The organism is Flavobacteriales bacterium (assembly GCA_016779995.1).
Taxonomy (GTDB): domain Bacteria; phylum Bacteroidota; class Bacteroidia; order Flavobacteriales; family UBA7312; genus UBA8444.
In genome coordinates this window covers 48,849-62,543 of the sequence record JADHMO010000004.1, presented here as the reverse complement: position 1 = coordinate 62,543, position 13,695 = coordinate 48,849, and the positions used below count along the sequence as shown (strand labels likewise).

The window sequence follows — 13,695 nt, the reverse complement described above, 5'->3', positions numbered from 1 at the left end:
GATGTTTAAAACACTTTTAGTTTTATGTCTTAGTGTTTTTGGAATTATACTAGTAGATAAAAGTTATGAATTGATAGTTCCTCAAGGCTTTCCACAACCTTACATTCCAGAAGACAATTCAATTTCAGCAAAGCGTATTGAGTTGGGAAAAAAATTATTTTTTGACAAAATGTTATCTAGAGATTCCACTTTGTCTTGCGCAAGTTGTCATGTGCCAAAGTTTGCCTTTACCGACAGAAGGACTAAAGGAGTTGGTATAAGAGATCAAGAGGTTTCTAGAAATACACCAACATTGACCAATGTTGCTTATCAAGACAAGTTTTTGCTCGACGGACTAAATCCGAGTTTAGAAGCACAAGTTAATATTCCAATACACGAAACTAATGAGTTTGACTTTAGCGTAATTCTAGTGGCTGAGCGAATGAAAAAGAGTTCAGAATATGTGCAGCTATCCTTTGAAGCTTATGGAGAAGAGCCTAGCCCAAGAGTACTTACAAAGGCTATTGCCACATTCGAAAGGACACTAATTAGTGGTAATTCAGCGTATGACAAATACTATTTTCAAGGAGACACAACGGCCCTAAGCCAGTCCCAAAAAAGAGGTATGCATCTTTTCAAAAATAAATTGTATTGTTCAGAATGCCACAGTGGATTTAACTTTACAAATGGCGGACTAACTAATAATGGCTTATATTTAAATTATCCAGACTCTGGTAGGATGCGATTATTTGGCAAAGAAAAAGATAGAGCTATATTCAAAGTGCCTACATTGAGGAATATAGCCGTAACTTATCCCTATATGCATGATGGTAGTATACAAACATTGGAAGAAGTCATTGAGCATTATTCCAAAGGCGGAAAAAACCATCAAAACAAAAGTGCTTTTATTAAACCTTTTGTGATAAATGAATATGAAAAAGCAGATTTAATAGCTTTTTTAAAAGCATTAACTGACTCAACATTTTTGAGCTTTAACGAGTAAGAAATGAATTTTATTTAATATTCGAAAAATTATTATGTCGATTTTATTTATAACTTTAATGAATTAAAATGAACAACTTAAAACCTGTGTTATGATATCAATCAAGAAATTTTTTTCCTTATTATGTTTTATTTCAATACTATCTATATCTACTAGTTATGCTGGTGGAAATAAAGTAAAAAAGAAAATTAAAGTTTGGGGCAATTGTGGAATGTGTAATAAAGTCATTGTTGATGCCGCTCAATCTATTGAAGGTGTTCTGTCTGCTAAATGGAGTTCAGAAACAAAAATGATGGTCGTTAAGTATAAAAGCGACCAAACGGATATAGACGAAATCCAAAAGAAAATTGCCTCGGTGGGATACGATACAGAGAAATACAAAGCCGATGATGAGGTTTATGAAAATTTGCACTACTGCTGCAAATACGATAGAAATTAAAATATATATAAGAAAGTATGAAGAAATTAATTTTATGTTTTGCAGCAATCTTAACAACACATTTATTAGTAGGACAAACTACAGCGACTAACTTCAACGTTGCTAACTGTAACGGCGAAATGTATAATTTATTCGAGGATTTAGATCAAGGCAATGTCGTTGTAATTACTTGGATAATGCCTTGTGGGCCATGTATAAGTCCAACGGTTTCTACCTATGTTGCTACGCAATCATATGACCCAGAAAAAGTAAAGTTTTTGTTGGTTGATGACTATGCCAATACCAGTTGTTCGCAGCTACAAACATGGGCATCTAATTATCAGATGAATGGGGTTAGTATTTTTTCTAATTCACAGATTAAAATGTCTGATTATGGAAGTGACGGTATGCCTAAGGCTGTGGTGGTTGGTTGTAACTCACATAAGGTTTATTTCAACAGAAATTTTGATGAAAACAATTCTACTGACGGTTTAAGTGCTGCTATTGATTTGGCTTTATCAGAGTGTGGTAGTGTTAGTGTTGAAACAACGACTGCTAATCAAAGCGTACAAATTTATCCTAATCCAGCACAAAACCGAATTACTCTCACATCAGAAAAGAACAATCCTATGTCAATTATTATTGTAAATATGCTCGGAGAACTTATATTAGAAAGAGATAATTTTGAGTCAGGGGCTCAAATAGATATATCTCATTTGCCTCAAAGCAATTATATAATAAAAATTAAAAATGAACCTAGACGTTTTGTTTTTAGCAAAATAAACTAGAAAATCAAAATTTAACATACCATGAAAAAATATATAATTGCGATAGTTTTGTTGTTTTTTGTCAATCTTCTTTATTCACAAGGTTGTTGTTCTGGGGGTGCATCAAGTCCTATCGCTGGAGGTGCAGCATCGGGAGTTTTACTTAAAAACCAGTTAGAAATAGCTCCATCTTATCAATTTGTCTCCACTCATACATTTAAAACAAATAGCAACAGAGATACCGTTTCTATACTTGATGATACACTTAGAACAAACTACTTCTTTTTAAGAACAGATTATGGTATTACCGATAAACTGACTATGTCAGTTGCTTTGGGTTATTTTTTAAATAAAAAATTAATTAATAAAAGTGAATCCTACACGTCTTCAGGCGTTTCAGATTTAATCATTTTTCCTCGTTACAATTTATTTAATTGGAAAAGAGATAATCATAGAACAGAAATTACTGTTGGCCTAGGCTTGAAAGTTCCGCTTGGAAGTTATAGAGACTCTAGCCTTAAATTTTCGCACCCATTAACTGGTGATTTGTACGCTTTTAATCCAACTGCTGTACAATTAACTAATGGCTCTTTAGACGCTATGTTTTATTCCTTTTTCTATAGAAATTACCCTAAAAGAAAGTTAAGAATTTTTGCTAATACTTTATACATCAAAAAATCTTACAATCCCTTGGGGCAAAAATTTGGTGACCTCTCAAGTTTAAGTTTTAATGTTGGTAAAACAATCTACAAAGGCTTATCTCTTACTGGTCAGATAAAGTATGAAACAGTAGCTAAAACTCAAGCTGAAGATGGAGTTGATTTAATAACCTACAATATAGAAGACCACAATACGGGTAGTAAAAAATTGCTTTTTATTCCACAAATAGGTTACTCTCAAAATGATTTAAGTTATTTCGTTTCGGTTGATATACCCTTGTACCAAGATTTAAACGGCTTTCAGTTTGCCACACAAAATCAATTGACTTTTGGAGTTTCCTATAGGATTTTCACCAAGGAACCTGAGGTTGGCGGTGTGATTAAATAATTTCTTTGAAAGGGTTTCTCTGAATCCAATTGCTAGGCTGTATATTTTCTAAAAAAGGTCTAAGTAAACGTCGTAAAATGGGGCTTTTGAGATAAACAAATATTTCTGAGTGGATTGGTTGTGCGCCTACGTTACTTTTGAACTCGGCGGCAGTTCTTCCTAAGATGAGATTGCTTTTTTTATTACTAATAGCTGATTTAATAGTTTCGTTAAGAATCCTTTCGTATAAACAATGACTTTTATTATAGCGATAATCTAAGCCAATAAAATAAGAGTATAAGTTGTCATCATCTTTTAGTTCAGATGAAAAAGCAACCATTTCATCAGCTAAAAAGTAAGCAAAGACTTGACACTTTGGATTGTCTGAATCTATTAAGTCTGTATAAATAGAGGTGTTAAAAGGACTAATGCCGAAGGCAGACTTTTGATGTACATTATCAAACAGTTCTTGCATTTTTTCAGCATGTTTTATAAGTTGAGTTTTAGTCAATATTTTAATTTCTATATCCTTACTTTTTTTCATTACACTTTTCAAGCGACTTCTGTACTTTTTTTTAAGTGCTTTTGTGTAATCTTCAAACGAATTCCAAATCTTTGATATCTTTAAGTGCATATCTTGGTCTACCACAACCTTTATCAATTCAGGAAAAACCTCAGTAGGTTTTTCGACTTTTAATTCATTAAAAAAATGATCTGGAATAATAAATTTATTGGCGTTGAGGTCTTTTTGTATACGCAGCAATAAAGAGTTAAAAAAATCAATGTTGTTGGAAAGTTTGACTGCAGAAAAATTAGAAATATTAGTCAATAGACCGTTGCCGAGTGCCACAACTTTTAAATTTAACAACTTTAAAACTAAGTTTATGAGGCTTCTCTTTACCTCATTCTTTTTCTGATAATCACGAATTCTATTACTCCGAATGTTAAATTCTTGGGCATAACCAATAGCTTTATTCTCCTTATCATCAGCTACATAATAAAGATGTCTAATGTTATTTTTATGATGTCTCTCAAATGCTAATTTAAAGGGTAAAGACAAGAACGAATTTTTCTGACACAAGCCTTCCCACTCATTTTTATCTAAGGTTTTGGAGCCGATATGTAATTGGAGTGTTACCACATTTAAATTTAATTAAAGTGTACACAAAAGTAACAATTAAATAAAGCTCAGATATTAAAATTACGACATCAAAAATTAGAGATAAAACTACTCGATATTAAGATATAAAATATCTGTATGCACACAACCAGCAGCATTAGTGCTATAATGATAGTATGTGCCACTACAAAAGTAGTTTTCACCGTGCCATGTATAACTATATGTCGCGCTATGACTAGTACTTGACTCAGTAGATGCGTTAATGGTTAATACAAGCTCTTTATCGGCAAAACATCCTTGAGGAGCCAAAACGGATTGGTAATAGGTTCCGCTAGTTGTGTATAGTTGACCAGAAACGTCCCATGTATATTCATCACACGCTGTTACACTTGTTGAAGATATTAGAGGATTATTTATGGTCAAATTAAGCGTGTAATCTTGACATGTTGGCGAAGTATAATAATAAGTTCCTGTACAAAAATATGTTGTTCCAAACCATTCGTATGAACCTGATGTTGTTATATTGCTTACGGGATTCCCTGCAAGAGGAACTACTGTTATATAATTAGAATAGGTTTCAGATATACTACCATTAGCATTTGTAGCTGTTAGTGTGACATTAAATGTACCTCCACTTGAGTATGAATGTGTAGGGTGTTGTTCGTTTGATGTATTTCCATCTCCAAAGTTCCACAACCACGATGTTGGATTGTGAAGGCTTTCATCTGTAAAATTTACTGCTTCATTTTGACAAACTGTAGTTTGATCAGCAGAAAACTCAACAATTGGCTTATGTTTCAAATCAATTTTCCAAATACCTCGTCCAAAAGTTCCAGCCACTAATTGAGCGCTAGTTTTATGTATTTCTAATTCTTTGACATATACATAAGGTAAACTATTGTTGTTGAATAATGACCATGTAGTACTAGTGTAAGAAGGTAATTTATAGACCCCAAAGTCAAGCCCAGCATATACTTCTTCAACATTTTCGTCTAAAATTATGCAGTTAACTGGTATATTAGGAAGTGTACCACTCCTATTTGACCATGAAGTGCCACCATTTGTTGACCTAAAGACTTTGTTAGAAGCTGATGTTCCTGAGAAAGTTACCCAAACTGTATTCGGGTCAGAATCTGGTGTTGCGATATCTGTAATTATTAAATCTGGTAATGCACCAACTCCGATTTGCGCCCATGAACTACCACCGTTCGTTGTTTTGAATAGTTTTGACCCACTTGAATTCCTAGTCGAGAAATAAATAATATTAGGATTTGTTGTAGGACAAATTTGATTTATAACCTCATTACTAGTAACGTTTGTACCAGCTACAACTGTCCAAGATCCGCCACTATTTGTAGATTTAAACAATTTTCTATATCCCGCATATACGATATCATTGTTATTAGGATCCATTTCAAATGGTAGTTCCCATAAACCTGTTCCAGATTGACCCTCAGGGGTAATATCGCTAAACGGAGGAGATGAGGTAGCAGATTTTAGCATTGCAATTCCATACTGCACAGATCCAATCATAATATTTTCATTATCTTTATGAATCTTAGAATTAACTCCATCGCCCGCAACAGCTCTGAACCAACCGTTGTTATTTTTATACAATAGTGAATTATCTTGTGCTCCTGCAAATAATACATCTAAACCACTATTGGATTGAGATACTCCAAAATTATAAAATTGGGTTATGTTGAGTCCATCAGAAATATATGACCAATTATAACTATCATCGCTAGAAACACTAATTCCTCCATCGTGCCCTGCATATAACTTATTGTCTAAGGGATTATATCTTAAAGTGTGATAGTCAACATGTGTATTAATGTCTGAATAAGGCTGTGACCAAGAACTACCTCCATTAGTTGAACGGTATAAATTGACAGCACCAATATGTACAAAGTTGGCATCGTCAGAAGCAGCCGCAACACAAAAGTTATAGTCACATTGTTGACCAATACCATTAATAGCATTTGGTAGTCCGGCCATATTGCTCCAATTAGCTCCTGAATTTGTTGATTTAGCAGAGTTTTGGTACTGACTTGAGCTATTTGAAAAAGTAGCATATACCACATTAGCATTATTTGGCGTAACCGCTAAAGCCGTTCTATAACCCCCACTACTTTGATGAACGAGACTCCAACTTACTCCATTGTCTGTTGACCGATAAACCCTACCATTTAATCGGGTTCCTGCATAAACTATATTATGGTTTCCTGGCTTAAATTCTAAACTACTAAAGTTTCCGCTTTGGCGTTGGCTCCAACTCACACCACCATCTGTTGATCGATAAATGCCACTGGACGTAGAAACAATTAGTATATTGGATACAATTGGGTGTATAAGTATCCTAGATATTACTCTATTCGTTCCTGAAGGAAGTCCTGAGCCATTTAGTACTGTCCATGAAGTTCCTCCATTAGTAGATTTCAAAATTTTACTAAAAAAAGTATCTCCTCCGTCATAATCACCAGTTACCCAATAGATGACATTAGGGTTGGAATTTTGTATAGCTATATCTGAAACCCCTAGATTGGTGATAAAATCTGAAAGTACAGTCCATGTTGAACCACCGTCGGTAGTTTTCCAAATCCCTCCTGTTGGAGAGCCCACATATATTATATTAGCATTTGTTGGGTGAAACGCTATTGTATTTACTCTACCTATTCCGTTTCTATTTGTTACACTTGGGTGGTCGTAAGTTTTTGGATTATCTATTGGCCCTACAAATTCCCATTCTGTTGTTGAGGCTGCTGCACTCGATGGAGCCATAACCATTGGCGCAAATGGGGCATTATACTGATGGGTGTTGTAATAATAGACATTTAAAAATTCATTAAATACGGTTTCTGCATCATACACTCCTGTTGGGTACACTCTATCAACCATATGAGCTTCCCATCTTTTAAATTGTTTATATCCAGGAGCGGAATCACATGGTAGGTCGCCACAACCTTCATAGAAAGCAGCTTGTATATCATAGAAATTTTTTGAAGGGTCATACATCATTTCTCGCCAATTTTGTTGAGCAAAAGAATAAATGTAAGTACAGAATGAAAACAGGACTAATAGAGGTATGCGTTTTTTCATAACGTTTAAGGGCTTAAATCTATAGCAAATATACTAGTTTTAAATTAAAGAGTTGCTTTATGTTAGCCTCCTATTTTATTACCTTAACTTTGTACGCGTTAATTTTTTTAGCTGATGTACTTACGTTTTTCATTGCTTTTTTTTGTTTTTCTTATGTGGTCGTGTTCTCCTCAATTACAGTCACCTAGCACGATTTTTGACACTACATTAAGCCCTTCAGCACCTTCTTATGATTCACTTTTTTACTGGGCTTTTCACCCACAAAGAGACGATGCCAAACAGCTTTTGCCTAAAAATTATTCGGACACTCTTTTTGACCATCATCCTCTAGTAGATGTTTTTTATATTCATCCTACTTCCTATCACTCTGGTAATAATTGGAATGCTAGTCTTGAGGACTCTGTTGTAAATGTTAGCAGAACAGATTATTTACTACAAAATCAAGCCTCTGTATTTGCGGGTGTTGCTCGTTTATACGCTCCATATTATCGCCAAATGCACATCGATTCTTATACCGATTTAAGCAATGGATATCCTGCTTTTCACTTAGCTTACTCCGATGTTCGTCATGCTTTCCTTCAGTATTGGAGGCATTGGAATAACGGCCGTCCTTTCATTATTGCGGGACATAGTCAAGGAACAAATCACGCTGAACGTTTATTAAAAGAAGTCATATTAGTAGATAAAAAGATGTCTTACCAATTAAAACTGGCTTATTTATTAGGTATGCCCATTACGACTATTTCAGATGGTTTTTTACCTTGTGAAGATGAAAGCCAAGTCGATTGCTTTGTTTCTTGGCGTAGTTTTAGGTCGGGCTTTTACCCTTCAAACCCTATTGGAGATTCTATTGTAAGCGTAAACCCTATTCATTGGAAATCTACTAATGTCCAATCGGATTATACTAATCATCAAGGGATATTATTTCCTTCTGGGAAATTGAAATATCCACAGTCTTTATCGGTCAAAAATCACCAAGGAATGCTTTGGGTAGAACGTCCTAAAGGCTTGCTTTTGCGTCTTTACAAGCGTGACGATTACCATGTTGCAGACATTAATCTATTTTGGCTGAATATACGAGAGAATTTGCGTTTACGGTTGAGCAATTTATAAGTACACCTTCAAAGCATCCTCTATGCGAGTAGAATAGCAAGGGGAGAGCTGTTCTTGCTTCATCTTCCACTGTCTGCCGTAACCTTGTACGGCTAAGTGAACCTTATCCTTTCCGAATTTATCATTAATACTATCTAGAGCCGTCATAATAGACTGCTGCTTTTGACGATTTACGGTGTCAAATAAACTAAGTTGCTGTTGTTGTTGAGGACTTATATCACTAACAATAACCCCTGCTTTTTTGTACGTACAATCTGAGCGATATATTTTTTCTAAACACTTCAAGGCTAAGCGAACTAACTCTATAGAATCGTTGCTAGGGGTTTCTAATACTAGAGAAGTTAGCCCTCTATATTGTTTGTCAGTTGGTTTAAAAGGATTGGTATGAATAAACACGCTGATTCGAGAGGCGCAGCCTTGTTGTTTACGCAGTTTGTAGGCGCAACTATTAGCATAGTTACTTACAGCTTCTTTAAGTCCTTCTATATTGCTGATGCTTTTACCGAAAGAGCGTGAAGTACAGATGTTTTTCTTTTTACTAGCTTGTTCTTCTAAAGGGAAACAAGGCGTTCCTCTTAGCTCCTTGACCATTCTTAAGCCTACTACAGATAAGCGTCTTCTTATCCAACTATCGTCTGCTCGACATAAATCATAAGCGGTTTTAATGCCAACATCGTTTAGCTTACGAGCATGTCTTCTGCCTACACCCCAAAGGTCTTCTACTGGCAGCCATTTCAAGGCTCGTTCTATAATGGCTTTATCTTTTAAGACAAACACGCCTGACTTGGTATGCTTTTTGGCGATAAGACCCGCTACTTTACATAAGGTTTTAGTAGGCGCAATACCTATGGATATAGGAATACCTATATGTTGCTGAACCTTCTTCTTTAGAGCAATTCCTTTTTCTAAAGGGTTACCCTCTCCACTAAAATCCATAAATGCCTCATCTATGGAATAGATCTCCATAGCTTTGACTTCTTGTTTGATGGTACTCATTACTCGTTTAGACAAATCGCCATACAAGGTGAAGTTAGAGGAGAAGACTTGAACGCGATGTTGTTCAATGATGTTTTTAATTTGAAAAACAGGGATGCCCATTTTTATGCCAAGGGCTTTACTTTCGTTACTTCTAGCAATGACGCAACCATCGTTATTAGAAAGCACTACAATAGGTTTGTTTTCTAAGTGTGGCTGGAATACACGCTCGCATGAAGCGTAAAAGTTGTTACAATCCGCTAGTGCTAGCATTGGCTTTGTGTATAATAAAGGTCACTACTCCCCAGACTTGAAAGTCCATGTCTTCTGTTATTTTCATAGGTCGATAATTCTCATTGGCTGGCATTAAATACAGTTCATCATCATTTTTTTTGATACGCTTGACAGTAAACTCGCCGTTTACAACAGCCAGTATAATATCGTTGTTCTTTGGGGTCAAAGCTCTATCTATTACCATAACATCAGAACTTTTAATTCCAGCATCTACCATAGAATCTCCAATAGCTTTAACACAAAAGGTAGCAGAGGGGTGTTGGACTAAATAATCATGTAAATTTAAGTCCATATCTAGATAATCGTCTGCAGGTGAAGGAAAACCAGCAGGAACAGCATCGCCATACAGAGGAATGTCGCCTAGAGAGGAGTCTTCAATGGTATAAAAATTCAGCTTATTGTTAGTGTTTAGGAACTTAAATTTCATTGTTAGGGTTAAAAAAGTGCTATAAAGTTATTCCAAATATTGCAATTTTTTTAAAAAAGTCGATTTTTTTTATTTTTTGCTCTTATCAGATAATTTTAAAAAAAAGACTAAAAAAAGTGACTTTGTATAAGAAAAACATAGAAAAGATATACATTTTTATATATTTGTACCACTAACTAATTAAAATTAACAAGTTATGCTATTAGACATTCAAGTAATGAGGCCAGACGATTATGTTGGCTTTACGTTTTTTATCGGCTACATGGCTATGTTTGCCGCATCTGTTTTCTTCTTCTTTGAAAGAGGCAGTGTAGACGATAAGTGGAAGTTATCTCTTCTAATTTCAGGTTTAATCACAGGTATTGCAGCAGTGCACTACTTTTACATGCGTGATTATTACATGGCAACAGGAGATAATCCGACTTTCTTTAGGTATGTAGACTGGACTTTAACAGTACCATTAATGTGTGTAGAATTTTACCTACTTACAAGGGCTGCCGGAGCTACAAAAAGTTTATTGTGGAAATTAATCATTGCATCAGCATGGATGTTGATTGCTGGTTACATCGGTGAAGCATTTACAGATGGTTCAACTGGTCATTCTGTGAAATGGGGGGTATTATCTACAATAGGTTATATCTATATTTTATACACAGCATGGTTTGGTGAAGTCGCACAATTGGCTGAAAAGAGTAATTCTGATGTAGTCAAGAGAGGTGTACGTACACTAGCTTGGTTTGTATTAGTTGGATGGGCAATCTATCCAATTGGATACATGTGTATGGAAGGCGGATGGTTAAACACTGCTTTAGGATGGGAATCAACTAATGTTGACTTATGGTACAACATTGCTGATGCTATCAATAAAATTGGATTTGGTTTAGTGGTTTATAATATCGCTATTACTGAATCAAAATAATCTGTTCAGTATTTGATTAATTGTAAAAGCAGACGTACACCTAGTGTATAGTCTGCTTTTATTTTAACAATCTTTATGAATAGATTCACTTTCATATTTGTAGTTTGCCTCTACGCTTTATTTTTAATTTATCAAGCGTATAATGCTATTACACTGGAACAACAGTTGATTTACGCTTCATTTTTTATCTTGTTGTTTGGTATTCCCCACGGGGCGATTGACCATATTTTATTCTTCAAGAAAAAATCAATGACACAGCTAAAGTTTTACAGCTTGTATCTAGGCTTAATTGTTCTCTTTGTTTTGTTATGGTTAAAATTTCCCCTAATTAGTTTTTTGTTTTTTCTCATTTTATCCGCATTTCATTTTGGTGAATCACAATTTGTTGATGCCAAACTCACTTTAAGAAATTTTAATCCCTTATTATTTTTGTTTTGGGGCTTAGCACTTCTGGCTACTTTGATGTATTATAACATTAGTGAATTAGCAGCTATAACAGCTTACTTTCAGGATACTCAAGATTTTGGTGTGGTTTATAACGAGGACTTATTTTTTTATTTTTTCACGATTACTAATATTACGACATTAGTTTTACTACTATATCTTTTTGTTAAAAATCAGATGAGTATAAGACGCCTTTCGTCTGAGTTATTTTTAATAGCTCTCATTCATTTAACCTTTTTCCTCTTTCCTTTCATTATAGGCTTTACACTTTACTTTGTGGTATTGCATTCAATACGCGTAATGAATCAGGAATATCTTTTCTTCAAGTCTGAAGATGGTAGTTTTGGTTTAGTAGAGTTTTTAAAATTATTGTTGCCCTACTCCCTATTGAGTATATTTTTTACATCTGTGTTACTAGCACTTTCTCACTTGGGATATCTAGGAATATCAATTCCATTTCTTGCCATTATTATCATTTCGGTAATTACCTTGCCTCACGCTATCGTGATGCATGTTTTTTACAACAAATAAAGACTACTTGTTCAGGTTTCTATCAAGTACCTTTTCCAGTTTTCTGTCGCTAGTGCCTCCCCAGTGTTCAATTACTTCGCCATCATTGTAAAGATAGAAATATGGGAAGTATGGTGGTCTTATTTCTTCGGGCATATCTTCTTGCATAATATGTCTAAAGCCTAAGGAGCGTTTTTCTGCTTGAGCTTTAACAATGGGTTCAAATGTTTTACAAGGACCACAACCTAATTTTTTAATCATTACAATTTCCATAATCTTGATGTTTTTAGAAAGTACAAAAATACGCAATCCAAATTATAAATCATTAATTTTGTACTATGACCATTCAGCAAGTTGATGTAGAAATTATACGCCCTTTAAGAAGCCTTGTTCTTAGACCTGGACAACCCATTGAGTCTACCGATTATGATAGGGACAAAGAATTTCAAACACTTCATTATGCTAATATTGTCAATCAAAAAGTCTGTTCTATTGCCACTTTTTACCAAGAGCCGATGTTAGAAGTTGAAGCATTAGTTGCATACCGTTTAAGAGGCATGGCAACACATCCAAATTTTAGGCGACAAGGTTTGGCAAGAGCTATGATGTTACAAGCTATGGCAGATATTCAGCACTTAGGTTGTGATTTGTTATGGTGCAAGGCTCGTTTGGTCGCTATTGACTTTTACGAATCACTTGGCTTTATAAAGGTTGGGCCAATTTATGAAATTGAGGGGATAGGCCCACATTATACCATGTACAAACACTTATAGTATGCAAGATAGAACTTCATCACTTTTGGCAATTCGTCCAAATATAGACAGTATAGATAAGAGTTTAAAAACTAAGGATGTTGAAGCCTTTCAAAACAATGTATTACGCCCAATACTTAAGTTTCAAAATGAGTTGTTGCTTCAAATTTTTATCGATTATGCCAATCAATATAAAGGTGTTTTCTTTAAACTATCCAATCAAGAAAAATTGAGCTACATTCAACAAGCATTGGCTACCAACCAACGTTTAAGAAGTCTGATTTTAGGCACTATTATAGGATTATTTACTGTAGAGGATTATGGCTATTATAGATTAAATTTATCTGCTTTGAATAAAAGAATTATTACAATGACTATTCAAAGGTTACAAGGCCAATTGGATTATCTATCTAATAAAACCTAAATTTTATAGCCAATCAATGGGTTAATTGTTGCACTTTTTACAAATACCATTAACATTCAAATCGGTTTGTTGAATGATGTAGCCGGGTAAGTTTAAATCTTTAATATGTGTTTCAAGACAAAAGGATTCATTACAAATTGAACAGTGAAAATGCAGATGATTATGCTGGTGATGATGTTCATCACATTGTTCTTTACAAAGCGCATACTTTTTACCGTTAGAGTGTAAAACCTCATGTATTAGACCTTTTTCAATGAATAGCTTTAAGGTGCGGTAAAGGGTAATTCTATCAAATGAGTTTAAGTTTTTTTCGATTTCTTTAAGTGAAATAGCATTTTTAGATGCTGTAAAAAGTTTAAGCACCTCTAGTCTAAACGGGGTTTTTCGAATTTGTTTTTTTTCTAACATATTAATGCAACATTGTT

The 13,695-nt window shown here is 34.5% G+C and carries 15 protein-coding genes; 9 read left to right on the top strand and 6 right to left on the bottom strand.

Going from position 1 to position 13,695, the window contains the following annotated elements:
• The first annotated feature begins 1 nt into the window (after position 1).
• From ISP71_04080 to ISP71_04065, 4 genes are all read left to right on the top strand, one after another.
• Complete coding sequence (locus tag ISP71_04080) at positions 2–982, top strand: c-type cytochrome (protein MBL6663265.1); 981 nt, start codon at positions 2–4, stop codon at positions 980–982.
• A gap of 91 nt (positions 983–1,073) precedes the next feature.
• The gene (locus ISP71_04075) at positions 1,074–1,421 is read left to right on the top strand and encodes a heavy-metal-associated domain-containing protein (protein MBL6663264.1); all 348 of its coding nucleotides are present in this window, start codon (positions 1,074–1,076) and stop codon (positions 1,419–1,421) included.
• 17 nt (positions 1,422–1,438) lie between these two features.
• Positions 1,439–2,188: a T9SS type A sorting domain-containing protein gene (locus ISP71_04070; GenBank protein ID MBL6663263.1), complete on the top strand. Its 750-nt coding sequence runs from the start codon at positions 1,439–1,441 to the stop codon at positions 2,186–2,188.
• 21 nt (positions 2,189–2,209) lie between these two features.
• Positions 2,210–3,214, top strand: coding sequence for a hypothetical protein (locus tag ISP71_04065; GenBank protein ID MBL6663262.1), 1,005 nt, complete (start codon positions 2,210–2,212; stop codon positions 3,212–3,214).
• Here the strand turns inward: ISP71_04065 and ISP71_04060 are convergent.
• Together ISP71_04060 and ISP71_04055 are read right to left on the bottom strand one after the other, a co-directional pair.
• Positions 3,207–4,334 (bottom strand): GNAT family N-acetyltransferase, encoded by a 1,128-nt coding sequence (locus ISP71_04060; GenBank protein MBL6663261.1) that lies wholly within the window; start codon positions 4,332–4,334, stop codon positions 3,207–3,209. The two genes, ISP71_04065 and ISP71_04060, sit on opposite strands and share 8 nt — an antisense overlap.
• Positions 4,335–4,421: 87 nt before the next feature.
• On the bottom strand, positions 4,422–7,412 hold the full coding sequence (locus ISP71_04055) for a PKD domain-containing protein (GenBank protein MBL6663260.1): 2,991 nt from the start codon (positions 7,410–7,412) through the stop codon (positions 4,422–4,424).
• A gap of 114 nt (positions 7,413–7,526) precedes the next feature.
• On the opposite strand from ISP71_04055, the gene ISP71_04050 reads away from it, so the two are divergent.
• Entirely contained in the window at positions 7,527–8,525 is a 999-nt protein-coding gene (locus ISP71_04050) for a DUF3089 domain-containing protein (GenBank protein ID MBL6663259.1), read from the top strand.
• Here the strand turns inward: ISP71_04050 and ISP71_04045 are convergent.
• Positions 8,520–9,773, bottom strand: a complete 1,254-nt coding sequence (locus tag ISP71_04045; protein ID MBL6663258.1) for a Y-family DNA polymerase — start codon at positions 9,771–9,773, stop codon at positions 8,520–8,522. The genes ISP71_04050 and ISP71_04045 overlap by 6 nt on opposite strands.
• Entirely contained in the window at positions 9,751–10,221 is a 471-nt protein-coding gene (gene umuD / locus ISP71_04040; GenBank protein MBL6663257.1) for a translesion error-prone DNA polymerase V autoproteolytic subunit, read from the bottom strand. Before umuD ends, ISP71_04045 begins: the two co-directional genes overlap by 23 nt.
• 196 nt (positions 10,222–10,417) lie before the next feature.
• On the opposite strand from umuD, the gene ISP71_04035 reads away from it, so the two are divergent.
• Both ISP71_04035 and ISP71_04030 read left to right on the top strand, forming a co-directional pair.
• Positions 10,418–11,140: a bacteriorhodopsin gene (locus ISP71_04035; protein MBL6663256.1), complete on the top strand. Its 723-nt coding sequence runs from the start codon at positions 10,418–10,420 to the stop codon at positions 11,138–11,140.
• A gap of 75 nt (positions 11,141–11,215) precedes the next feature.
• Positions 11,216–12,115, top strand: coding sequence for a Brp/Blh family beta-carotene 15,15'-dioxygenase (locus tag ISP71_04030; GenBank protein MBL6663255.1), 900 nt, complete (start codon positions 11,216–11,218; stop codon positions 12,113–12,115).
• A gap of 3 nt (positions 12,116–12,118) precedes the next feature.
• Here ISP71_04030 and ISP71_04025 read toward each other — a convergent pair whose 3' ends face one another.
• Complete coding sequence (locus ISP71_04025) at positions 12,119–12,355, bottom strand: thioredoxin family protein (GenBank protein ID MBL6663254.1); 237 nt, start codon at positions 12,353–12,355, stop codon at positions 12,119–12,121.
• Between the two features lie 77 nt (positions 12,356–12,432).
• Here ISP71_04025 and ISP71_04020 point away from each other — a divergent pair, with 77 nt between their 5' ends.
• Both ISP71_04020 and ISP71_04015 read left to right on the top strand, forming a co-directional pair.
• Positions 12,433–12,867, top strand: a complete 435-nt coding sequence (locus ISP71_04020) for a GNAT family N-acetyltransferase (protein MBL6663253.1) — start codon at positions 12,433–12,435, stop codon at positions 12,865–12,867.
• Position 12,868: 1 nt separating this feature from the next.
• Positions 12,869–13,270 (top strand): glyoxalase, encoded by a 402-nt coding sequence (locus tag ISP71_04015; protein ID MBL6663252.1) that lies wholly within the window; start codon positions 12,869–12,871, stop codon positions 13,268–13,270.
• A gap of 21 nt (positions 13,271–13,291) precedes the next feature.
• Here the strand turns inward: ISP71_04015 and ISP71_04010 are convergent, their stop codons facing one another.
• Positions 13,292–13,678 carry a transcriptional repressor gene (locus tag ISP71_04010; GenBank protein ID MBL6663251.1) on the bottom strand — a complete coding sequence of 129 codons (387 nt, stop codon included), beginning with the start codon at positions 13,676–13,678 and terminating at the stop codon, positions 13,292–13,294.
• Positions 13,679–13,695 lie beyond the last annotated feature (17 nt).